Annotated in this window: 26 protein-coding genes; 23 read left to right on the top strand and 3 right to left on the bottom strand. The window is 67.9% G+C overall.

All coding sequences use genetic code 11. The annotated features are described in order from the left end of the window. The first annotated feature begins 6 nt into the window (after nt 1-6). From rpsE to G5B31_RS05915, 20 genes are all read left to right on the top strand, one after another. Entirely contained in the window at nt 7-579 is a 573-nt protein-coding gene (gene rpsE, locus G5B31_RS06010) for a 30S ribosomal protein S5 (protein ID WP_165014545.1), read from the top strand. Nucleotides 580-581: 2 nt separating this feature from the next. After that, nucleotides 582-806, top strand: coding sequence for a 50S ribosomal protein L30 (gene rpmD / locus G5B31_RS06005; RefSeq protein ID WP_165014541.1), 225 nt, complete (start codon nt 582-584; stop codon nt 804-806). Nucleotides 807-943: 137 nt separating this feature from the next. Next, nucleotides 944-1,384, top strand: a complete 441-nt coding sequence (locus G5B31_RS06000) for a GFA family protein (protein ID WP_165014538.1) — start codon at nt 944-946, stop codon at nt 1,382-1,384. A 106-nt stretch (nt 1,385-1,490) separates the two neighbouring features. Beyond that, entirely contained in the window at nt 1,491-2,150 is a 660-nt protein-coding gene (locus G5B31_RS05995; RefSeq protein ID WP_165014535.1) for a hypothetical protein, read from the top strand. A 130-nt stretch (nt 2,151-2,280) separates the two neighbouring features. Further along, a complete protein-coding gene (rplO, locus tag G5B31_RS05990; RefSeq protein WP_165014532.1) occupies nt 2,281-2,760 on the top strand; it encodes a 50S ribosomal protein L15 in 480 nt (159 codons plus the stop codon). 104 nt (nt 2,761-2,864) lie between these two features. Further along, complete coding sequence (secY, locus tag G5B31_RS05985; protein ID WP_165014529.1) at nt 2,865-4,238, top strand: preprotein translocase subunit SecY; 1,374 nt, start codon at nt 2,865-2,867, stop codon at nt 4,236-4,238. 3 nt (nt 4,239-4,241) lie between these two features. Beyond that, nucleotides 4,242-4,910 (top strand): adenylate kinase, encoded by a 669-nt coding sequence (locus G5B31_RS05980; protein WP_165014527.1) that lies wholly within the window; start codon nt 4,242-4,244, stop codon nt 4,908-4,910. Nucleotides 4,911-5,095: 185 nt separating this feature from the next. After that, complete coding sequence (gene rpsM / locus G5B31_RS05975) at nt 5,096-5,464, top strand: 30S ribosomal protein S13 (RefSeq protein ID WP_165014524.1); 369 nt, start codon at nt 5,096-5,098, stop codon at nt 5,462-5,464. A gap of 15 nt (nt 5,465-5,479) precedes the next feature. Then, entirely contained in the window at nt 5,480-5,878 is a 399-nt protein-coding gene (gene rpsK / locus G5B31_RS05970) for a 30S ribosomal protein S11 (protein WP_165014521.1), read from the top strand. A gap of 119 nt (nt 5,879-5,997) precedes the next feature. After that, entirely contained in the window at nt 5,998-7,014 is a 1,017-nt protein-coding gene (locus tag G5B31_RS05965) for a DNA-directed RNA polymerase subunit alpha (RefSeq protein WP_165014519.1), read from the top strand. 157 nt (nt 7,015-7,171) lie between these two features. Then, on the top strand, nt 7,172-7,582 hold the full coding sequence (gene rplQ / locus G5B31_RS05960; RefSeq protein WP_165014517.1) for a 50S ribosomal protein L17: 411 nt from the start codon (nt 7,172-7,174) through the stop codon (nt 7,580-7,582). Nucleotides 7,583-7,822: 240 nt separating this feature from the next. After that, nucleotides 7,823-8,410, top strand: coding sequence for an autoinducer binding domain-containing protein (locus G5B31_RS05955; protein WP_346763884.1), 588 nt, complete (start codon nt 7,823-7,825; stop codon nt 8,408-8,410). A gap of 60 nt (nt 8,411-8,470) precedes the next feature. Further along, the gene (locus tag G5B31_RS05950; protein ID WP_165014513.1) at nt 8,471-9,058 is read left to right on the top strand and encodes an acyl-homoserine-lactone synthase; all 588 of its coding nucleotides are present in this window, start codon (nt 8,471-8,473) and stop codon (nt 9,056-9,058) included. A 147-nt stretch (nt 9,059-9,205) separates the two neighbouring features. Next, a complete protein-coding gene (locus tag G5B31_RS05945; protein ID WP_165014511.1) occupies nt 9,206-10,519 on the top strand; it encodes a replication-associated recombination protein A in 1,314 nt (437 codons plus the stop codon). A gap of 84 nt (nt 10,520-10,603) precedes the next feature. After that, entirely contained in the window at nt 10,604-11,476 is an 873-nt protein-coding gene (ttcA, locus tag G5B31_RS05940) for a tRNA 2-thiocytidine(32) synthetase TtcA (protein WP_165014508.1), read from the top strand. 77 nt (nt 11,477-11,553) lie between these two features. Then, nucleotides 11,554-13,077, top strand: a complete 1,524-nt coding sequence (locus tag G5B31_RS05935) for a bifunctional diguanylate cyclase/phosphodiesterase (RefSeq protein WP_165014506.1) — start codon at nt 11,554-11,556, stop codon at nt 13,075-13,077. A 183-nt stretch (nt 13,078-13,260) separates the two neighbouring features. Next, a complete protein-coding gene (gene yidC, locus G5B31_RS05930; RefSeq protein WP_165014504.1) occupies nt 13,261-15,159 on the top strand; it encodes a membrane protein insertase YidC in 1,899 nt (632 codons plus the stop codon). Beyond that, the gene (locus G5B31_RS05925) at nt 15,156-15,923 is read left to right on the top strand and encodes an MOSC domain-containing protein (protein WP_165014502.1); all 768 of its coding nucleotides are present in this window, start codon (nt 15,156-15,158) and stop codon (nt 15,921-15,923) included. The genes yidC and G5B31_RS05925 overlap by 4 nt, the downstream gene beginning before the upstream one ends. Continuing rightward, on the top strand, nt 15,920-16,570 hold the full coding sequence (gene yihA / locus G5B31_RS05920) for a ribosome biogenesis GTP-binding protein YihA/YsxC (protein ID WP_165014500.1): 651 nt from the start codon (nt 15,920-15,922) through the stop codon (nt 16,568-16,570). The genes G5B31_RS05925 and yihA overlap by 4 nt, the downstream gene beginning before the upstream one ends. 79 nt (nt 16,571-16,649) lie before the next feature. Beyond that, entirely contained in the window at nt 16,650-18,275 is a 1,626-nt protein-coding gene (locus tag G5B31_RS05915) for an MFS transporter (RefSeq protein WP_165014491.1), read from the top strand. Nucleotides 18,276-18,520: 245 nt separating this feature from the next. On the opposite strand, the gene G5B31_RS05910 is transcribed toward G5B31_RS05915, so the two are convergent. Beyond that, on the bottom strand, nt 18,521-19,252 hold the full coding sequence (locus G5B31_RS05910; protein WP_165014489.1) for an SDR family NAD(P)-dependent oxidoreductase: 732 nt from the start codon (nt 19,250-19,252) through the stop codon (nt 18,521-18,523). Between the two features lie 123 nt (nt 19,253-19,375). Between G5B31_RS05910 and argB the strand changes: the two genes are divergently transcribed. The 3 genes from argB to G5B31_RS05895 all read left to right on the top strand — a co-directional run bounded on the left by argB (nt 19,376) and on the right by G5B31_RS05895 (nt 21,483). Further along, a complete protein-coding gene (gene argB, locus G5B31_RS05905) occupies nt 19,376-20,254 on the top strand; it encodes an acetylglutamate kinase (RefSeq protein WP_394352118.1) in 879 nt (292 codons plus the stop codon). Nucleotides 20,255-20,329: 75 nt separating this feature from the next. Next, nucleotides 20,330-20,983, top strand: a complete 654-nt coding sequence (locus G5B31_RS05900) for a ferredoxin (RefSeq protein ID WP_165014485.1) — start codon at nt 20,330-20,332, stop codon at nt 20,981-20,983. Then, nucleotides 20,980-21,483: a histidine phosphatase family protein gene (locus tag G5B31_RS05895; RefSeq protein ID WP_165014484.1), complete on the top strand. Its 504-nt coding sequence runs from the start codon at nt 20,980-20,982 to the stop codon at nt 21,481-21,483. The genes G5B31_RS05900 and G5B31_RS05895 overlap by 4 nt, the downstream gene beginning before the upstream one ends. A 3-nt stretch (nt 21,484-21,486) precedes the next feature. Here G5B31_RS05895 and G5B31_RS05890 read toward each other — a convergent pair whose 3' ends face one another. Further along, complete coding sequence (locus tag G5B31_RS05890; protein WP_165014482.1) at nt 21,487-21,822, bottom strand: hypothetical protein; 336 nt, start codon at nt 21,820-21,822, stop codon at nt 21,487-21,489. Between the two features lie 93 nt (nt 21,823-21,915). Continuing rightward, nucleotides 21,916-22,686, bottom strand: a complete 771-nt coding sequence (locus G5B31_RS05885) for an amino acid ABC transporter ATP-binding protein (protein WP_165014481.1) — start codon at nt 22,684-22,686, stop codon at nt 21,916-21,918. Between the last annotated feature and the right edge of the window lie 7 nt (nt 22,687-22,693).

The following is a 22,693-nucleotide window of genomic DNA, read 5'->3' as shown; positions in this document are numbered from 1 at the left end:
TGCCTCATGGCAGAACGTGACAACCGCGGGGGGCGTCGTGACGACCGTCGCGACAACCGCCAGGAAGAGACCCCGGAATTCGCCGACCGCCTGGTGGCGATCAACCGCGTCTCGAAGACCGTGAAGGGTGGCAAGCGCTTCGGCTTCGCCGCGCTCGTGGTGGTCGGCGACCAGCGCGGTCGCGTCGGCTTCGGCAAGGGCAAGGCCAAGGAAGTGCCGGAGGCGATCCGCAAGGCCACCGAGCAGGCCAAGCGGCAGATGATCCGCGTGGCGCTGAAGGATGCCCGCACCCTGCACCACGACATCGAGGGCCGTCACGGCGCCGGTAAAGTGGTGATGCGGACCGCGGTGGCCGGCACCGGCATCATCGCCGGCGGCCCGATGCGCGCCGTGTTCGAGATGCTGGGCGTTCAGGACGTTGTGGCCAAGTCCATCGGCACCCAGAACCCCTACAACATGATCCGCGCCACCATCGACGGCCTGAAGAAGGAAACCTCGCCCCGTCAGGTTGCGGCCCGCCGCACCAAGAAGGTGGCCGAGATCCTGAAGAAGCCCGAAGCTGAAACGGTGGAGGCCTGATCATGGCGGCGACCAAGAAGACCCCCGCCGCGGATGCGGCAAAGAAGACCATCGTGGTGAAGCAGATCCGGTCGGCCGCGCGCCGTCCGGCGGTGCAGACCGCCACGCTGAAGGGCCTCGGCCTGAACAAGATGAACCGCACCCGCGAGCTGGAGGATACCCCTTCCGTCCGCGGCATGGTGAATTCGATCAGCCACCTGGTCGAGATCATCGAAGAGCGCGGGTGAATACAGGCGGGGTGAACCCCGCCCTACAGGCGCCCCTGCGGAGACGCGGGGGCGTTTTGCGTTTGGGGGCGCCGGTGCTAGGCTCCGCTTGCGACTCATTGGCCCGGGAGGGGCCGGGGCGACGGAGGAGGAAAACCATGGCCGCGAAGTATCAAGGCGGCTGCCAGCACGTCCATGTGACGGCGGCGGCGGAGCCGATCGACAACCACGAATGCCACTGCAACGTCTGCAAGTCGGTGACCGGGCAGCACACCACCCACGTGGCCTTCTTCAACCACGGCGACCTGCAGGCCGACCACCCCGAGAAGATGAAGCGGGTGCCGTTCAACGCCCAGAACCCCGACGGGCCGCTGGAAATCTGCCTCTGCACCGATTGCGGCGCGGTGCTGATGCTGGATGACAAGCAGAAGCGCATCCGCGTCGCGGTGCCGAACGTCATGGGCTACGACGACGCGGCCTTCCCCAAGGCGACCTACCACGCCTTCTGGGATGAATCGAAGGGCTACCCGGCGCCGCAGGACGGCCGCCCGGTCTATTCCGGTCTCCGCCCGGAGTTCACCTGGCCGCAGGGGGCCTGAGACCCGGTCCGCTGGCCGGATCGTGAACGGAAGGGCAGGGCCGCGGTTTTGCCTTTCCGGCGCATTTGCGCTATTCAGGGGCCAGAGCAGCCCCGAGAGACAGCAAATGTCCCGATCCCTTTCCGCAGCCGCGCTTTGCATGGCGCTTGGCACCGGCGCCGCGCAGGCCGATGTCTGCGACTACCGCCTTTCCGAGATGATCGCCGCCCGCGCGCCGCTGCTGGCGGCGGCCGCCGCCGATGCGGCGGTGATGGGCCGGTTCGACCCGACGGCCCCGGACTTCCTGACGCTGGTCGACAGCCGCACCGGCTTCACCGCCGTCGGCGCGGTGGTGGCCGGGGCGCGGGCGGCACGAGCGCTCGGCGGGGCGGAGGCGGCGCTCGGCGCCGGCAGCACGGTGCTGACCAGCCCGGCCATCGGCATGGCGGCCGGGGCTGCCGCGCTCGGCTTCGCCGGGGTCGAGGGCGTCTGCCGCTTCAAGGCCGAGCGGATCACCGATTATTACGAGGTGCTGGCGGTGCTGGCCACCGTGGCCGAAACCGCCGACCGCGACTTCTTCCAGCTCCAGCTCGGCCCGCCGCGCAAGAAGGCCGCGGTGGTCGAGATCTGGGACGCCAAGGCCGGCGTGCGCAAGCAATACCGGGTGGCGGACCTCTACCTGGCGAAGGGAGAGCTGCGGCTGACCCGCTGGGGGCCGAACAAGAACCTCGGGATGCTGATGCAGTTCGAGGGCGGCGTGCCTCAGGTCCGTGCAGCGGCGCCCTGATCGCTTGATCTTCGCGGGCCCAGCGTGTAGAGGCCCCCGGTGGCCCTTCCGGGGCCGCGACTCATCAACCAAGAAATGCCGTGTGCCCCCATCCGTCGCTGGCGGGGGTTTTCCGGCCAAGGAGAGCGACATGAAACTTCACGAACTGCGCGACAACGACGGCGCCGCCAAGAAGCAGAAGCGCGTGGCGCGCGGCCCGGGTTCGGGCAAGGGCAAGACCGCCGGCCGCGGCATCAAGGGCCAGAAGTCCCGCTCGGGCGTGGCCATCGGCGGCTACGAGGGCGGCCAGATGCCGCTCTACCGCCGCCTGCCGAAGCGCGGCTTCTCGAAGCCGAACCGTCTGGAATTCGCGGTGGTCAACCTGGGCCTGATCGAGAAATTCATCGCGGCCGGCAAGCTGGACGCAGCAACCGAGATCACCGAGGACGCGCTGGTCGCGGCCGGCGTGACCTCGAACAAGCGCGACGGCATCCGCGTCCTCGCCAAGGGCGAGATCAAGTCGAAGGTGAACCTGGTGGTCACCGGCGCCTCTGCCTCGGCGATCGAGGCGGTGAAGAAGGCGGGCGGCCAGATCACGGTTTCGGGCTCGGCTGCGGCCGCCGCGGAATAAGCGGTTGTGAGCGGCCGGAAGACCGCTTACATCAGCAACGGGTTTTCCAGCGCCGCCGGACCGGAAGACGGTTCCGGCGGCGTTGTCCATGAAAAGGGCAGAACATGGCATCCGCCGCAGAACAGATGGCCGCGAACCTTTCCTGGGGCGCGCTCGGCAAGGCGACCGATCTTCGCCAACGCATCTTCTTCACCATCGGCCTTCTGATCGTCTACCGGCTGGGCACCTATATTCCGGTCCCCGGCATCGACGGCGAGGCGCTGCGCAACTTCATGCAGCAGGCGGGGCAGGGGCTCGGTGGCATGTTGAACATGTTCACCGGCGGCGCGATCAGCCGGATGGGCATCTTCGCCCTGGGGATCATGCCCTATATCAGCGCCTCGATCATCGTGCAGCTGGTCGCCACCATGTATGGCCCCTGGCAGGGCCTGCGCAAAGAGGGCGAGCAGGGCCGCAAGAAACTGAACCAGTATACCCGCTACGGCACCGTGGCGCTGGCGATCTTCCAGGCCTACGGCATCGCCATGTCGATCCAGGCCGGCGACCTGGCGCATGAGCCGGGGTTCTTCTTCATCGCCTCCTGCGTGATCACCCTGGTCGGCGGCACCATGTTCCTGATGTGGCTGGGCGAGCAGATCACCAGCCGCGGCATCGGCAACGGCATCTCGCTGATCATCTTCGTCGGCATCGTGGCCGAAATCCCGGCCGCGCTGGCGCAGTTCTTCGCGCAGGGCCGGTCGGGCGCGCTGAGCACCCCGCTGATCCTTGGCATCCTGCTGATGGTGGTCGCGGTGATCACCTTCGTGGTGTTCATGGAACGCGCGCTGCGCAAGATCCACATCCAGTATCCCCGCCGCCAGGTCGGCATGAAGGTTTATGACGGCGGGTCGAGCCATCTGCCGATCAAGGTCAACCCCTCGGGCGTGATCCCGGCGATCTTCGCCTCGTCGATCCTGCTGCTGCCGACCACCATCGGCACCTTCTCGGGCGGGGCCACCAATCCGGTGCTGTCCTGGATCACCGCCTACCTGGGCTACGGCCAGCCGCTGCACCTGCTGGCGCTGGCGGCGATGATCGTGTTCTTCAGCTATTTCTACACCGCCAACGTGGCCTTCAAGGTCGACGACGTGGCCGAGAACCTGAAGAACCAGAACGGCTTCATCCCCGGCATCCGCCCCGGCAAGAAGACCGAGGATTACCTGGCCTATGTGGTGGACCGCATCCTCGTCCTCGGCTCGGCCTATCTGGCGGCGGTCTGCCTGCTGCCCGAAATCCTGATCTCGAAGGTCGGCGTGCCGTTCTACTTCGGCGGCACCTCGGTGCTGATCGTGGTGTCGGTGACCATGGACACCATCAGCCAGGTGCAGTCGCACATGCTGGCCCACCAATACGAGGCGCTGATCGAGAAGAGCCAGCTGCGCGGCGGCAAGCGGCGCAGCGGCGCCAAGACCCCCGCCAAGGCCCCGGCGAGACGCTGAGGCATGGCGGTCAGGCATATCATCCTGCTGGGCCCTCCCGGCGCGGGCAAGGGCACCCAGGCCAAGCGGCTGGAAGAGGCGCGCGGCATGGTGCAGCTGTCCACCGGCGACATGCTGCGCGATGCGAAAAGCTCGGGCACCGAGATGGGCCGCCGCGTGGCCGAGATCATGGACAAGGGCCAGCTGGTGACGGACGAGATCGTCATCGGCCTGATCGAGGAAAAGCTGAACGGCGGCGGCCAGGGCAACGGCTTCGGCGGCTTCATCTTCGACGGCTTCCCGCGGACGCTGCCGCAGGCCGATGCGCTTGGCGCACTGATGGAGCGCAAGGGCCAGAAGCTGCATTCGGTGATCGAGATGCAGGTGGACGACGCGGCACTGGTGGCGCGGATCACCGGCCGCTACACCTGCGGCAATTGCGGCGCGGTCTACCATGACGTGACCAGGCCCACCAAGGTGCCCGGCACCTGCGATGTCTGCGGATCGACCGACATGCGGCGGCGGGCCGACGATACCGAAGAGGCGCTGAAGACGCGGCTGATGGAATATTACAAGAAGACCTCGCCGCTGATCGGCTACTACTGGGCCAAGGGCAAGCTGGCCTCGGTGGACGGGCTGGCGGAAATGGACGCCGTTGCAGGCGCCATTGCGAAAGTTCTTGACAAGGACTGAAACCTTTGCCGTTGCCCTTGACGGGCGGCGGAAATCCCCCTATGGCACGGCGTCCCGGCATGGAATCGCCCGTGTCCGTGGTTTCCCGTGCATCTGGGAAGATCGTCGTCCGCGGCCTTCGCGCCGTGGGCAGTTGTGAAAAAAGGCTCTGGCGCTACGGAGCCGCAACCGGAAGGAAGGCACGCATGGCACGTATTGCTGGCGTCAACATCCCGACCCAGAAACGGGTTCCCATCTCGCTGCAGTATATCCACGGCATCGGCCCGCAGGCCGCCGGCCAGATCTGCGAGGCGCTGAAGATCGACACCGCCCGTCGCGTCAACCAGCTGACCGACGCCGAAGTGCTGGCGATCCGCGAATACATCGACGCCAACTTCACCGTCGAGGGCGACCTGCGCCGTGAAGTCTCGATGAACATCAAGCGGCTGATGGACCTGGGCTGCTACCGCGGCCTGCGCCACCGCAAGGGCCTGCCGGTCCGCGGCCAGCGCACCCACACGAACGCCCGCACCCGCAAGGGCCCGGCGAAGCCGATCGCCGGCAAGAAGAAGTAAGGGGAGACACGGGATATGGCACGCGATCCGAAAGCCGCTCGTGGCGGCAAGCGCAAGGAACGCAAGAACATCGCCGCCGGCGTTGCTCATGTGAACTCTTCCTTCAACAACACCAAGATCCTGATCTCGGACGTTCAGGGCAACGCCATCTCCTGGTCGTCGGCCGGGACCATGGGCTTCAAGGGCTCGCGCAAGTCGACGCCCTATGCCGCCCAGATGGCTGCCGAGGATGCCGGCCGCAAGGCGCAGGAACATGGCGTGAAGACGCTGGAAGTCGAAGTCCAGGGCCCGGGTTCGGGCCGCGAATCGGCGCTGCGCGCGTTGGCCGCGGTGGGCTTCAACATCACCTCGATCCGCGACGTGACGCCGCTGGCCCACAACGGCTGCCGTCCGCCGAAGCGCCGCCGCGTCTGAGGCTGCGGAACTATCGCCGGGCTGCGCCTTTCGCGCGGCCCGGATTTTGCGTTTGAAAGACCCTCGGGCGCCCCCGTCCTTCGGACCATGGGACTGGCGGCAAGAATGGAGGCGACAGCATGATCCACAAGAACTGGCAGGAATTGATCAAGCCCGCGAGCCTGGTCGTGAAGCCCGGCGCGGACGCCGCGCGCGTGGCGACCGTGATCGCCGAACCGCTGGAGCGCGGCTTCGGCCTGACGCTGGGCAATGCGCTGCGCCGGGTGCTGATGTCCTCGCTGCAGGGCGCGGCCATCACCTCGATCCAGATCGACAACGTGCTGCACGAGTTCTCTTCGGTGGCGGGCGTCCGCGAGGACGTGACCGACATCGTGCTGAACCTGAAGGGCGTCTCCCTGAAGATGGAGGTCGAGGGGCCGAAGCGGCTGTCGATCTCGGCCAAGGGGCCGGGCGTGGTGACCGCGGGCGACATCTCGGAAACCAACGGCATCGAGGTCCTGAACAAGGACCACGTCATCTGCCACCTGGACGACGGCGCCGACGTGTTCATGGAACTGACGGTCTCGACCGGCAAGGGCTATGTCTCGGCCGACAAGAACCGGCCGGAGGATGCGCCGATCGGCCTGATCCCGATCGACGCGATCTATTCGCCGGTCAAGAAGGTCAGCTACGAGGTGCAGCCCACCCGCGAGGGCCAGGTGCTGGACTACGACAAGCTGACCATGAAGATCGAGACCGACGGCTCGCTGACCCCCGATGATGCCGTGGCCTATGCCGCGCGCATCCTGCAGGACCAGCTGGCGATCTTCGTCAACTTCGAGGAACCCGAGCAGGCCGGCAAGCAGGAGCTGGACGCCGGGCTGGAGTTCAACCCGCTGCTGCTGAAGAAGGTGGACGAGCTGGAGCTTTCGGTCCGGTCGGCCAACTGCCTGAAGAACGACAACATCGTCTACATCGGCGACCTGATCCAGAAGACCGAGGCCGAGATGCTGCGGACCCCGAACTTCGGCCGCAAGTCCTTGAACGAGATCAAGGAAGTGCTGTCGGGCATGGGCCTGCACCTCGGCATGGATGTCGAGGACTGGCCGCCGGAGAACATCGAGGACCTGGCGAAACGGTTCGAGGACCAGTTCTGAGGGTCCGGCGTCAGCCGTATCCGAAACCCCGGGCTTGACCCGGGGCCCTGACAAATGCCCGCGCAGGCGGGGAACATCCCGGGCACGACGCCCCAACGACGCGGCCCGCAACGCACGGGCCGCAACACAAAGCAAAACGAGACCATAGGAGACCATCATGCGTCACGCGTCCGGCTACCGCCGCCTGAACCGCACCCACGAACACCGCAAGGCCCTCTGGGCCAACATGGCCGGCTCGCTGATCGAGCACGAGCAGATCAAGACCACCCTGCCCAAGGCCAAGGAACTGCGCCCGATCGTCGAGAAACTGATCACGCTGGCAAAGCGCGGCGACCTGCACGCCCGCCGCCAGGCGGCCGCGCAGCTGAAGCAGGACAAGCATGTCGAGCGCCTGTTCGCCATCCTCGGCCCCCGCTACAAGGAACGTCAGGGCGGCTATGTCCGTGTCCTGAAAGCCGGTTTCCGCTATGGCGACATGGCCCCGATGGCGATCATCGAGTTCGTGGACCGCGATCCTTCGGCCAAGGGCGCCGCCGATCTGGCCCGTCTGGAAGCCGCCGAGGATTGAGCCTTCGGGCCGTCCTTCCCGCGCCGATTGCAAGGCCCGCCCGTCGGCGGGCCTTCGCCTTTCCGGCCCCATAAGCGTCTTCGTGCGGTCAAGCATTTGCCTGTATTGCGGTTTTTCCTTGCAGATGGTGGTATGAACCCCAAGATCAATCTCAAGTAGAATCGGACCCGCCCGATCCGAGGTTGCCCGATCCGAGGTTGCCCGATCCGAGGTTACATGTCTGAACGGAAGGTTTTATCAGTGTTGCTGGATCAACTGGATAGCCTGGCCCCCATGGGTTACAACGTCGGGCTTCACATCCGGTTTGCGACCCCGCTTGTCTACAAGAGTTCGTATCCCGAGCCATGGGTGGAATACTACAACTCGCATTCCTATTATCTTCGTGACCCCCTGGTGTTCTGGGGTGTCGGCGTCGAGGGGACGACCCGGTGGAGTTCCATTCCGCTGCCGGACCCGTTCGGCGTGATGAAGAAGGCCGCCGCGCATGGCCTGAACTACGGGGCGGTTTCGTCCTACGGCCCGATCACCTCGCGGTCGATCGTGGGTATCTCGCGCTCCGACAGGGAGTTCAGCGACGACGAGCTGAGCACCCTTCGGGAATTGACGATCAGGTTGCATATCGAGGCGAAACCGCCCTCGGATCTGACCAAGGCGCAGATCGAAGCTTTGCAATGTGTCGCTAATGGGGATCGGCACTCGGCAGCAGCGGAAAGACTGGGCATCACGGAAAGCGCCTTCAAGGCGCGGCTGACATCGGCGCGTGTTCGGCTAGAGGCACGCACGACGTCGGAAGCGGTCCGAAAGGCGCGTGAATACCGGTTGCTGTGACCTGATCTGTGCCATTCCCCTTCAAAGGTTCTGCCAGAGGCCCAAGAAGGAGAAAGGGAAATGGAAGTAACTACGCTCTCGTTCGACAACCTGCACCATCATGGGCAGTTGTTCGCCAACATGTTCCGGGCCCGGCACCGGACCTTCATCCAGAACGCCAAGTGGGACCTGCCTCAGGCCAACGGGATGGAGTTCGACCAATACGACACCCCGGCCAGCCGCTGGGTGGCCGTCCACAAGCATGGCGAGGTGCTGGCCGGCGTGCGGCTGACGCCGACCACGCACAAATGCGGCATCTACAGCTACATGATCCGCGACGCCCAGCTTGGCCTTCTGGACACCATCCCGATGAACCTGCTGAACTTCCAGGCGCCGGTCGATCCCTATGTCTGGGAATCCAGCCGGGTCTTCGTCTCGGATGCGGTGCCGGCGGCGGAACGGCTGCGGGTGCAGATGCAGCTGATCCACGAGATGGTGGTCTCGGCCCGCACGCTGGGGGCGACCATGCTCCTGGGCATCATCCCCGAGCACAGCCCCCGGCTGGCGCGGCGGGTGGGGCTGGATTGCGTGCCGGTGGGCCCGGTGATGGACACCGGGGGGATGCGGTCGGTTTGCGTCTCGATCTCGATGGCGACCAAGTTGCACTAGGGGTGGTGCAGGTGGGGTTCATCACAGGGGGTCTTCCGATCACGGAGGACCCCACCTCTGCCCCGTCCGGGGCCAAGGGCGGGCGCCAGCCGTCGCCAGCCGCCAAGCCCGCTTTCCCATTCCGCGCCGCCGCCATAGACTGGCGGCATGGCCGACCTGTTCGATACCGTCCCGCGCGACCCTGCCGGTGCAGCCGCCCCGCGGCCGCTGGCCGACCGTCTGCGCCCGCGCAGCCTGTCCGAGGTGATCGGGCAGGAGCAGGTGCTGTCGCCCGAGGGCCCGCTCGGGGCGATGCTGGCCGCGCATTCGCTGTCCTCGCTGATTCTCTGGGGTCCGCCCGGCGTGGGCAAGACCACCATCGCGCGGCTGCTGGCGGCTGAGACCGACCTCGCCTTCGTTCAGATCTCCGCGATCTTCACCGGCGTGCCCGACCTGAAGAAGGTGTTCGAGGCCGCGCGGATCCGCCGCCAGAACGGCCAGGGAACCCTGCTCTTCGTCGACGAGATCCACCGCTTCAACAAGGCCCAGCAGGACGGCTTCCTGCCGCATATGGAGGATGGCACCATCCTGCTGGTCGGGGCCACCACCGAGAACCCTTCGTTCGAGCTGAACGCCGCGCTGCTGTCGCGGGCGCAGGTGATCATCCTGGACCGGCTGAGCCTCGCCGATCTGGAGCGGCTGGCGCAGCGGGCCGAGAAGGAACTCGGCCGCGCCCTGCCGCTGAAGGGCGAGGCGCGCGAGGCGATGCTGGAGATGGCCGACGGCGACGGCCGGGCGCTCTTGAACCTGATCGAGCAGGTCTCGGCCTGGAAGGTCGACCATGCGCTGGACCGCGACGAACTGGCCAAGCGGCTGATGCGGCGTGCAGCCCGCTACGACAAGTCGGGCGACGAGCATTACAACCTGATCTCCGCCCTGCACAAATCGGTGCGCGGCAGCGACCCCGACGCCGCGCTCTACTGGTTCGCCCGGATGCTGGAGGGCGGCGAGGACCCGCGCTTCCTGGCCCGCCGGCTGACCCGCATGGCGGTGGAGGACATCGGCCTGGCCGACCCGCAGGCGCAGGACGTGTGCCTGGCCGGCTGGCAGACCTACGAACGCCTCGGCAGCCCCGAGGGCGAGCTGGCGCTGGCCGAGGCGGTGGTCTATCTGGCGCTGGCGCCGAAGTCGAACGCGGTCTATGTCGCCTACAAGGCCGCCCGTGCCGCGGCCAAGGAGACCGGCAGCCTGATGCCGCCCAAGCACATCCTGAACGCGCCCACCCGGCTGATGAAGGACGTGGGCTACGGCGCCGGCTATGCCTATGACCACGACGCCGAAGACGGCTTCTCCGGCCAGGACTATTTCCCCGAGGGGATGCGCCGCCCGGTCTGGTATGCGCCGCCCGAACGCGGCTTCGAGCGCGAGCTGAAGAAGCGGGTGGACTACTTCGCCAAGCTGCGGGTGAAGCGGCAGGGCTGAGCCGGGACACGATTTTTCGGCGAAAAATCGGATTCCTTGACCCCTGCCGCGCTTCGTGGCATCGCCGCCCGGCAAGGAGGCCCCATGCTGGACGATCCCGACGACATCCACCCGCTGTTCCACGGCGCGCCGTCCTCGACCGAGTTCAGGAAGCTGCGCAAGCGGCTGGTGCAGAACGTCCGCGAGGCGATCGAGACCTACGGCATGGTCCGCCCCGGCGACCGCTGGCTGGTCTGCCTGTCCGGCGGCAAGGACAGCTATACCCTGCTGGCGGTGCTGACCGAGCTGAAATGGCGCGGCCTGCTGCCGGTGGACCTGCTGGCCTGCAACCTCGACCAAGGCCAGCCCGGCTTTCCCGCCACCGTGTTGCCCGAGTTCCTGACCCGGATGGGGGTGCCGCACCGGATCGAATACCAGGACACCTATTCGGTGGTGACCTCGAAGATCGCGCCGGGCGGGACGATGTGTTCGCTCTGTTCACGCCTGCGCCGCGGCAACCTCTACCGCATCGCCCGGGAAGAAGGCTGCTCTACCGTCGTCCTCGGCCATCACCGCGACGACATCCTGGAAACCTTCTTCATGAACCTGTTCCATGGCGGGCGGCTGGCGACCATGCCGCCGAAGCTGGTGAACGAGGAGGGCGACCTCTTCCTCTGCCGCCCGCTGGCCTTGGTGGCCGAGCAGGACTGCGCCCGCTTCGCCCGGGCGATGAACTACCCGATCATCCCCTGCGATCTTTGCGGCAGCCAGGAGGGGTTGCAGCGGGCGCAGGTCAAGAAGCTGCTGGACGAATGGGAGACGCGCAGCCCCGGCCGCCGGCAGGTGATGTTCCGGGCGCTGATGAACGTGCGGCCCTCGCATCTGGCCGACCCCGGCCTGTTCGACTTCGCCGGGCTGATGCTGGGCCGCCCCGGCGAAATTGAAGAAAACTCTAGGCAACTTCGCCTGCCGGATTAACGAAGCGATCAGCCCTTTCCGCCTTTACTCGGCCCCGAGCGCAGGCCCCGCCTGCGGCAGCGGAAAGGATTGCGCCCATGTCCCGGTCTCCCTCTGCGGTCCAGCGCCTGATGCGCCTTCTGGCCTGGGTCCGGCGGCCGGAGTTCCTGGTCTTCCTGCCGGCGATCACGCTGGCCGGGTTCTGGATGGGCGGCGAACGGGTGCTGCTGCTGCTGGCGGTCGGCCTGCCGCTGCTGTTCTCCCTCTCCGGCCCCTCGCTGCCGGCTACGGCAGAGGGCAGGGAGGGGCCGGTCCTCGCCCGGGTGATCGGCACCCTGGATGCGATCCTGCCCGGGCTGGCCGCCTCCGGCCGCGCGACCGCCTGCCTGGTGATCCGCTTCGACGATCCGGGCGACCTGCTGGACCGCCACGGCCGCGCCGCGCAGGCCGAGGTGCTGGCGCGGTGCGAGGATCGCATCCGCGGCGCGCTGCGGATGGGCGATCTGGTGGCGCCGATGCAGGACGGCAGCTTCACGGTGGTGCTGGCGCCGGTGCGGCGGCTGGATCTGGAGACGCTGGTGCAGATGTGCGCCCGGCTGCAGGAGGCGATCACCGCCCCGGTCTCGCTGGGGGCGGCGCAGGTCTATGTCACCGCCTCCCTCGGCTTCTGCATCGCCGGCCGCCCGGCCGAGCCGACCGGGGCCGCGCTGCTGGACGCGGCGCAGGTGGCGGCGGACGAGGCGGCGCGGCACGGCCCCGGCGCCATCCGCGCCTGGTCGGCCGAGATGTCGCGCAAGCAGGCCGCGCGCGACGCCATCCGCGACCAGATCGAGGCGGCGCTGGAGGACGGCCAGATCCGCGCGCATTTCCAGCCGCAGATCTCCACCGACACCGGCGAGATTTCGGGGATGGAGGCTCTGGCCCGCTGGCACCATCCCGACCGCGGCTGCCTCGCCCCGTCCGAGTTCCTGCCGGCGGTCGAGGGCAGCGACCTGACCGAGCGGCTGGGCGAGGTGATGCTGTTCCACGCCCTCACCGCGCTGGCCGACTGGGACCGCAAGGGGCTGCGGGTGCCCACCGTCTCGGTCAATTTCGCGGCATCCGAACTGCGCAACCCCCGCCTGCCCGACCGGCTGAAATGGGAGCTGGACCGTTTCGACCTGACGCCCGACCGGCTGACGGTGGAGATTCTGGAAACCGTGATCGCCAGTTCCGGCAACGACATGGTGGTGTCGAACATCGCGGCGCTGGCGGCGATGGGCTGCGGCATCGACCTGGACGATTTCGGCACCGGCCATGCCTCGATCACCACCATCCGGCGCTTCGCGGTGCGGCGGCTGAAGATCGACCGCAGCTTCGTCACCCGGGTGGACCAGGACCGCGAGCAGCAGAAGATGGTCTCGGCCATCGTCTCCCTGGCCGAGAGGCTGGGGCTGGAGACGCTGGCCGAAGGGGTGGAGACCCCGGCGGAACATGCGATGCTGTCGCAACTCGGCTGCGGCCATGTCCAGGGCTACGGCCTGGCCCGCCCGATGCCGCTGGAGGAGGCGACGGACTGGATCGCCCGCCACCGGGCGAGGCGGGACCGCATCCCCAGCATCGGCGCGCGGACGACGCGGTAGGGGCGCAGGCGGTCCGGCGTCGGGAGGGGCGGGCGCAGCATCGGCCGCGGCGGGGTCGGCCCGGCCGTGCGGCAGCCCCGGCAGGCCAGGCGACCGGCCCCATTCCGGGCGAAAGCGCTTGACCTTTCCCGCCCCCTTCTGTTCAAGCACCGCTGATCCCTTTCACGAACGGCGGTGGTCCTGATGGACGGTCAGAACAACAAGAACCTCATTCTCGCCATGGTGCTCAGCATGCTGGTCATCACGGTCTGGATGTTCCTGTTCCCGCCGCCCGAACCCGCGCAGGACCCCAACGCCCCGACCACGGCCGAAGGCCAGGCCGCGCTGCCGCCCGCCGTGCCCTCGGAAGGCACCACCGCCCCCGACCCGACCGCGGCCGAGGCGCTGCCCGAGGCCGAGCGGCTGGCGATCGACACGCCGGCGCTGGCGGGTTCGATCAACATGCGCGGCGGCCGCTTCGACGACCTGCGGCTGAAGCGCTACCGCGAGACGCTGGACCCGGCCTCGCCCGAGGTCACGCTGCTGTCCGCCGTCGGCAGCGAGGATGCCTTCTATGCCCTCTACGGCTGGGCGCCCGGCCCCGGGCTGACCTATGACGATGTGCCGGGGCCCAACAGCGAGTGGAAGATCGCCGCCGGTGCCACCCTGCGCCCTGGCGAGCCCGTCACCCTGCGCTGGGAGAACGGCAAGGGCCTGGTCTTCACCCGCGAGGTGGCGGTGGACGACAAGTTCATGTTCACCATCACCGACTCGGTGCAGAACGGTAGCGGCGCGCCGGTCAGCCTGCAGCCCTACGGGCTGATCCGCCGCCACGGCATCCCCAAGGACCTGCAGAAGATCTTCGTCGTCCACGAAGGCGTGATCGGCCGCGCCGACGGCCAGCTGACCGAGGTGGACTACACCGACGTGAACGAACTGCCGGTGATCGAGCGCGAACAGGCCGCCGCCGAGGTGACCGAGGCGGCGCAGGACGGCTGGCTGGGCTTCACCGACCACTACTGGATGGCGGTGCAGGTGCCCGAACAGGGCAAGCCGCACACCCAGGTGGTGAAACATGCCGCCGCGCAGGACATCTATCAGACCGAGATCCGCCAGCCGGTGATGACCGTCGCCGCGGGCGAGACCGGCGCCAGCACCTCGCGCTTCTTCGCCGGGGCCAAGGAATGGGCCACCATCCGCGCCTACGAGAACGACCCCGGCGCGCTGGACCGGCTGTTCGGCGCCGAGAAGACCGAGGCCGCGCCGATCCCCGGCTTCATCGATTCGATCGACTGGGGCTGGTTCTACTTCCTGACCAAGCCGATCTTCGCGGTGCTGCACTGGCTGCACGGCCTGATCGGCAACATGGGCTGGGCGATCATCGCGCTGACCTTCGTGCTGAAGCTCATCGTGCTGCCGCTGGCCTACAAGTCCTATGTCTCGATGGCGCGGATGAAGGAACTGCAGCCCGAGATGGAGGCGCTGAAGGAACGCGCGGGCGACGACCGCCAGAAGCTGCAGAAGGAGATGATGCAGCTCTACAAGGAGAAGAAGGTCAATCCGGCGGCGGGCTGCCTGCCGATCCTGATCCAGATCCCGATCTTCTTCAGCCTCTACAAGGTGATCTTCGTCACGCTGGAGCTGCGCCACGCGCCGTTCTTCGGCTGGCTGAAGGACCTGTCGGCGCCCGATCCCTCGTCGATCTACAACCTCTTCGGCCTGCTCCCTTGGGATGCACCCGCCGCCGGCACGCTGACCCACCTGATCTTCATCGGCGTGCTGCCGATCCTGCTGGGCATCACCATGTGGCTGCAGCAGAAGCTGAACCCGGCGCCCGCCGATCCGGTGCAGCAGCAGGTCTTCGCCTGGATGCCCTGGGTGTTCATGTTCATGCTGGGCGGCTTCGCCTCCGGCCTGGTGGTCTACTGGATCACCAACAACATCATCACCTTCAGCCAGCAATACCTGATCATGTGGAGCCACGGGAAACGCCCCGACATCTTCGGCAACATCCGCGCCGCGCGGGTGGCCAAGGCCGAGGCGAAGGTCGCCGCCAATTCCCCGTCCAAGCCCACGGCACCGGCGAAGAAGGGCAAGAAATGACGGCCCCCCCAGCCCCCTCGCTGGCCCATATCTTCCGCCACCCGATCAAGGCCCACGGACGCGAGCCCCTCGCGTCCGTTGTGCTTTCGGCGGGGCAGGGGCTGCCCTGGGACCGGCACTGGGCGGTGATGCACGACAGGTCGAAGTTCGATCCCGCCGCGCCGGCCTGGGCGCCTTGCGTCAATTTCCAGCGCGGGGCGCGCACCGCATCGGTGATGGCCATCACCGCGCGTTTCGACGAGACGACGGGCGAGATGGAGTTGGCCCATCCCGACCTGCCGGTGTTGCGCTTCTTCCCCGAGACGGAAGGCCCCCGGCTGATCGACTGGCTGGCCCCGATCAGCCCGCAGGAATGGTTCCGGCCGGTCGCCCTGGTGCGCGCGCCGGGGCGGGGGATGACGGACACGCCCTATCCCTCGGTCTCGATCAAGAACCTCGCCTCGAATGCGGCGCTCGGCCGGCACATGGGGATGGACCTGTCGATCCACCGCTGGCGCGGCAACCTCTGGCTGGACGGGGTGGAACCCTGGGCCGAGTTCGACTGGATCGGCAAGCGGCTGCGGATCGGCGGCGCGGTGCTGGAGGTGCGCGAGAAGGTCGGGCGCTGCAAGGCGACCATGGCCGACCCCGAGACCGGCGTTGTCGATGCCGACACCCTGCGCGCCCTGCGCGAGGTGGTCGAGGAGCAGGACTTCGGCGTCTTCGCCGTGGTGCTGGAAGGCGGGCCGGTCGCCTGCGGCGACAGGGTGGAGGTGCTGCAATGAGCATGGCGTTCACGCTGGCGCCGGAGCCGGAGGAAGAGGCGCGCGAGGCCGGGCGGCTCTTGTTCGCCGGGCCGGTGGATTTCGTCAAGGGCGTCACCGCGATGTCCGCCCTGCCGCCGGCCGACCGGGTGGAAATCTGCTTCGCTGGCCGCTCCAACGTCGGCAAGTCCAGCCTGATCAACGCGCTGACCGGGCGGAAGAACCTCGCCCGGGCCTCGAACACGCCGGGGCGGACGCAGGAGATCAACTATTTCGCCCTCGGCGACAGCCGCTACATGGTCGACCTGCCCGGCTACGGCTTCGCCGAGGCGCCGGTGGCGGTGGTGCGGCAATGGCAGGCGCTGCTGAAGCAATACCTGCAGGGCCGCGTCACCCTGCGCCGGGCCTTCGTGCTGATCGACACGCGCCATGGGGTGAAGGCGGTGGACGAGGAGATCCTGACCCTGCTGGACAAGTCCGCCGTCACCTTCCAGGTGGTGATGACCAAGGCCGACAAGGTGAACCGCGCCACCCGCGAGGCCAATGTCGAACAGGTGATGCAGGCGCTGCAGAAGCACCCCGCCGCATACCCTCAGATCGTCGTCACCAGCTCGGAAAAGGGCGAGGGGGTGGAGACCCTGCGGGCAATCATCGCCACCTTGCAATAGGGCGGATTCCCGCGGCGGATGCCGTCCGGGGCTGGCGGCTTTGCGCGGCTTCGGCCAATACTGCGGGCAAGGAGGAGCCATGCCCGCCGACAGCCAGTCCCCGCTTTCCCCGCTGCGCCATCCCAGCTTCCGGCTGATCTGGACCGCCACGCTGGCCTCGAACCTCGGGTCGCTGGTGCAGGGGGTGGGGGCGGCCTGGAAGATGGCGGAACTGACGCCATCCGAGGGGATGGTGGCGCTGGTGCAGGCCTCCACCACCCTGCCGATCATGGTGCTGGCGGTGGCGGCGGGGGCCATCGCCGACAATTTCGACCGCCGCCGGGTGATGCTGGCCGCGCAATGCTTCATGTTCGCGGTCTCGGTGGCGCTGTCGCTTGCTGCCTGGTTCGACCTGCTGGGGCCATGGAGCCTCTTGGCCTTCACCTTCCTCCTCGGCCTCGGCTCGGCGCTGCACCTGCCCTCCTGGCAGGCGTCGATGCGCGATCTGGTGCCGCGCGAGGACCTTGCCGCCGCCGTCACCCTGAACTCGATGAGCTTCAACCTGATGCGCTCGGTCGGCCCGGCACTCGGTGGGGTGATCGTGGCCAGCCTCGGCGCGGCGGCGGCCTTCGGGCTGAACGCGGTCAGCTATCTGGTGGTGATCTATGCCCTCTTCCGCTGGCGCGCCCCGGTCGAGGACCGCAACCTGCCGGCCGAGAAACTGGGCAGCGCCATCCGCGCGGGGCTGCGCTATGTCAGCCTGTCGCCCAACCTGACCCGGGTGATGGGCCGCGCCTTCCTGTTCGGCCTGGCCGCGGTGGCGCTGATGGCGCTGCTGCCCCTGGTCACCCGCGACCGGCTGGGCGGCGGCGCCACCACCTTCGGGGTGATGCTGGGGGTCTTCGGCCTCGGCGCCATCGGCGGCGCCCTGTCCAGCCCGCTGATCCGCCGCACCGCCAGCATCGAGGCCATCGTGACCGGCGGCTTCCTCGGCTTCGCCGCCGGCACGGCGGTGGTGGCGATGGCCGAGACGCTGGCGGTGGCGGTGCCGGGGCTGATGCTGGCCGGGGCCTGCTGGGTGCTGGCGCTGTCGCATTTCAACGTGTCCACCCAACTGGCCACTCCCCGCTGGGTGGTGGGCCGGGCGCTGGCGATCTACCAGACCATGGCCTTCGGCGGCATGGCCATCGGCGCCTGGATCTGGGGTTGGGTGGCCGAGGAAATCTCGATCCCCGCGGCGCTTTACTCCGCCGCCGTGCTGCTGCTGGCCGGGGCGGCGCTCGGGCGGGTCTGGCCGATGCCGGACCTGAACGACGTGAACCTGGACCCGGCCAACCGCTTCAACGTCCCGGCGCTGCGGCTGGACCTGAAGGCGCGGTCGGGGCCGATCATGGTGATGATCGACTGGGACATCCCGCCGGAGAAGACCGGGGCCTTCCTGGCCCTGATGGCCGAGCGCCGCCGCTTCCGCCGCCGCGACGGGGCGCGGCAATGGGCGCTGCTGCGCGACCTGGAGAACCCCGACATCTGGGTCGAAAGCTACCACGCCGCGACCTGGGTCGATTATCTGCGCCACAACCACCGCCGCACCGCCAGCGACGCCGGCAACTGGGACCGGCTGCTGGAACTGCACCGCGGCCCCGGCAACCCCCGCGTCCACCGGATGATCGAACGCCAGACCGTGCCGCTGCAGGACGACCTGCCGCTGCTGGAGCCTGAGGCTTAGGCGCAATCACTGACGACGCGGGTCGGACCGGGCGGGGGCGAGGCACTGCCTCGCCCCCGCCCGTGCGCGGCGGTTGCCCCCGGAGACCTGTCAGCCCGAGACCCGGAGAGGCCAGCGCCCGCCGAGGGGCGGGCGGGCGCTGGCCGGGACTTGTGGTCCCGGCTGGACAAGGGGAAGCGTAATGCTGTGGCGAAGGCGATGGCCTTCGCCATGGAAACCGGGCAGGGTGCGAAGCCTCTTCGCCTTCAGACGTGCTGCGCGCCGTTCACCTCGATCTCGGCGCCGGAGATGTAGCTGGCCTGGTCCGAGCACAGGAACCAGATCACGTCGGCCACCTCCTTCGGCTGGCCGAGCCGCTGCATCGGCAGCTTCTCGACGATCTTCTCGGTGCCCGGCGACAGGATCGAGGTCTCCACCTCGCCCGGGGCGATGGCGTTCACCCGCACCCCCAGCGGCCCGAAGTCATGCGCCATCTCGCGCGTCAGCGCCGCCAGCGCCGCCTTGGAGGTCGAATAGGCCGCCCCGGCGAAGGGATGCACCCGCGAGCCGGCGATGGAGGTGACGTTGACGATGCTGCCTTTGGTGGCGGCTAGTTCGTCCTTCAGCCCGCGGGCCAGGATCACGCTGGCGAAGAAGTTGACGTGGAAGACATGGCCCCAAGTGCGCAGGTCGGTCTCCAGCGTGTTCAGCCGCGCCCCGCCCGGCCCCTTCGGGCTGATCCCGGCGTTGTTGACCAGCGCATGGACCCGGCCGCCGACCTTGGCCTTGATCGTCTCGATGGCGGCGATGGTCTTGTTCGGGTCGGCCAGGTCCAGCTGGATATGGTTCTCCTCGCCGCCCGGCCAGGGGCAGCGCGGGTCGAAGGGCTGGCGCGAGCAGGTCAGCACCCGCCACCCCTCGGCGCCGAAGCGCTTGACGGTGGCATGGCCGATCCCGCGCGAGGCGCCGGTCAGGACCAGGACTTTCTGTTCGGACATGGACGGGCTCCTTCGCGGCCAAGCTAATCCTCCCCGCAGGGAAGGCAAGGCTTGGCAGGGGGGCGCAAAAGTCCTATTCGGCGGGGAATGCCGGAGGGCCCCATGAAGCAGCAGAATCTGACCATGCAGGATGCACTGAACACCGCGAAGATGTTGTCCGAGGCCCTGCCGTATCTTCAACGGTTTACCGGCGCCGTGGTGGTGGTGAAGTTCGGCGGCAACGCCATGGGCGACGATGCGGCGATGGCGGAATTCGCCCGCGACATCGTGCTGATGAAACAGGTCGGCGTGCATCCGGTGGTGGTCCACGGCGGCGGGCCGATGATCAACGAGATGCTGTCGAAGCTGGGCATCAAGTCGGAGTTCGTCCGCGGCAAGAGGGTGACCGACAAGGCCACGGTGGAAGTGGTGGAGATGATCCTCTCGGGCCTGGTCAACAAGCGCATCGTGCAGGCGATCATGGATGCCGGCGGCCGGGCGGTGGGGATTTCCGGCAAGGACGACGACCTGATGGTCTGCGAGGCCGACGACCCGGAACTCGGCTATGTCGGCCGCCCGGTGGAGATGAACGTGCAGGTGCTGCGCGATCTCTACATGGCCGGGATCATCCCGGTGATCGCGCCGGTGGGCACGGGGATGCAGGACAACGAGACCTTCAACGTCAACGGCGATACCGCCGCCGGGGCGATTGCGGGGGCGCTGAAGGCCGACCGGCTGCTTCTCTTGACCGATGTGCCGGGGGTGAAGGATGCCGAGGGCCGGGTGATGACCCAGATCACGCCCGAGGAAATCCGCCGGATGACGGCCGAGGGCGTGATCTCGGGCGGGATGATCCCGAAGACCGAGACGGCGCTGATGGCCATCGAGCAGGGCACCCGGGCGGTGACCATCCTCGACGGCAAGGTGCCGAACGCCAGCCTGCTGGACCTGTTCACCGATCAGGGCATAGGGTCGCAGATCCGCTCGACCGTGCCGCGGGTGAAGCCGCGCGCGAAAGGCTGAAAAGGCGTCGTTTCCGGCCTGCGGCGCGGCCCTTGCCGAGGCTAGGGTCGGGGCGGCCCTGACGGTAGAAAAGCCATGGAGCTGACGCTTGCCCGGATCGACGCGCTGCTGGCGCCGCATTGCCTGGAGGTGATGGGCGGCTTCGCGGTGGAGGCGGCGGAAGAGACGTTGCCGCCGGGGACCCGGACGCTGGTCCTGCTCGGCCCGCGCCAGCCGGGGTTCTGGCCGCATCTGACCGCGCAGCCGGAATGGCAGGACGGCCAGCCGGACCCGGTGGACCGCTGGTCGCGGCGGGCGATCGGGCGGATCGCCTGCGATCTGCGGGGCAAGGCGCTGTTCCCCTTCGGCGGGCCCCCCTACAGCCCGTTCTTCCAATGGGCCCTGCGCAGCGGCCGCTGCTGGGAAAGCCCGGTGCGGCTTCTGGTGCACGACACCCAGGGGCTGTGGGTCAGCTTCCGCGGCGCGCTGGCGCTGAAACAGGCGCTGGACCTGGCCCCCGGGGTGAAGCCCTGCGACAGCTGCGCCGGGATGCCCTGCCTGACCGCCTGCCCGGCGGGGGCGCTCGGCGCCGGGGGCTACGATGTGCCGCGCTGCCACGACTGGCTGGACAGCGGGGGGCAGGACTGTCTTTCCGGCGGCTGCCTCGTCCGCCGCGCTTGCCCGGTTGCCCGCGGCCATGCAAGGATGCGGGAACAATCGGCCTATCACATGAGGCAGTTCCACCGATGAAGCGCCTGATCCTGACGCGCCACGCCAAGTCCAGCTGGGACGACCCCCTGACGCCGGATCACGACAGGGACCTGAACGAAAGGGGCAAGGCCGCCGCCGCCGATCTGGGGCAATGGCTGGCCAGCCGCGGCTATGTGCCGGACGAGGTGCTGTGCTCGGACGCGCTGCGGACGCGCAAGACCTTCTCCGGCATCGCGCCGGCGCTGCCCGGGACCCCGGTGCTGGAGCTGAAGCCCTCGCTCTACCATGCCGGGCCGGATGTGATGATGGCGGTGCTGAAGCACGGCAAGGGCGAGTGTGTGATGATGATCGGCCACAATCCGGGGATCGCGGAATTCGCCCACAGGCTGGTGTCGAAAACGCCGATCAGCCCGGAGTTCCGCAAGTATCCGACCGGCGCGACGCTGGTGCTGGACTTCGCCATCGACAGCTGGGCCGATGTCGGCTTCGGCCAAGGGGTGACGGTGGACTTCACCGTCCCGCGCGAGATCGCGGCCTGATCCCTACCAGGCGCAGACCGAGACGCGCTGGTTCACCCAGCAGGCATCGTCGCGGCGCAGCGCGCCGAGGGGGCTGTGGGCGTGGCCGGCGAAGGGCGTCTCGTTCCACCAGCCGGTGCCTTGGCCGGGGCGGTCCATCAGCACCTGGGCGAAGTAGCGGCCGTCCGGGCTGGCGATCTGGAACGATCCGTCCGCATCCAGCGGGGTGAAGGCACAGCGGCCGCCGATCAGCTTTTCATTGCCGACGACCAGCAGGCAATCCGCCGGGCGGGCCACCCCGATCTCGGCAAGGGCGGGAGGGGCGAGGAGAAGGCAGGTCAGGGCGGCAAGGGCTTTCATCGGGACCTCGGGGAAAAGGCGGCATGAAAAAAGGGGCGCAACCCGCGCCCCCTTTTGCTGCCACGGCCGGGGCCGCAGCACAATCTCCGGTTTTCAATGCCCGAGGATCTGCGACAGGAACAGCTTGGTCCGCTCGCTCTGCGGGTTGTTGAAGAATTCCTTCGGCTCGTTCTGTTCGACGATCTGGCCCTGGTCCATGAAGATCACCCGGTTCGCCACCGCCTGGGCGAAGCCCATTTCGTGGGTGACGCAGAGCATGGTCATACCCTCCTGAGCCAGCTCGATCATGGTGTCCAGCACCTCCTTGATCATCTCGGGGTCCAAGGCCGAGGTCGGCTCGTCGAACAGCATGATCCGCGGCTTCATGCACAGCGACCGGGCGATGGCCACCCGCTGCTGCTGGCCGCCGGACAGCTGGCCGGGGTATTTGTGCGCCTGCTCGGGAATCTTCACCTTGCGCAGGAAGTGCATCGCGGTCTCTTCCGCCTCGCGCTTGGGGATCTTGCGCACCCAGATCGGCGCCAGGGTGCAGTTCTCCAGGATGGTCAGGTGCGGGAAGAGGTTGAAGTGCTGGAACACCATCCCCACTTCGGACCGCACCTTGTCGATGTTCTTCAGGTCCGAGGTCAGCTCGGTGCCGTCGACGATGATCTGGCCGGACTGGTGCTCTTCCAGCCGGTTGATGCAGCGGATCAGGGTGGACTTGCCCGAGCCTGAGGGACCGCAGATCACGATCCGCTCGCCCCGGTTCACCACCATGTCGATGTCGCGCAGCACGTGGAAGGTGCCATACCACTTGTTCATGTTGCGGATTTCGATCGCAACCTCGTCGGACACCTGAAGTTTCGCTTTCGCTTCGGCCATGATGCGG

The organism is Rhodobacter sp. SGA-6-6 (genome assembly GCF_011043545.1).
Classification (GTDB): Bacteria; Pseudomonadota; Alphaproteobacteria; order Rhodobacterales; family Rhodobacteraceae; genus Pseudogemmobacter.
The sequence above is the reverse complement of the archived record's forward strand: the minus strand, read 5'-3'. Positions and strand labels throughout refer to the sequence as shown.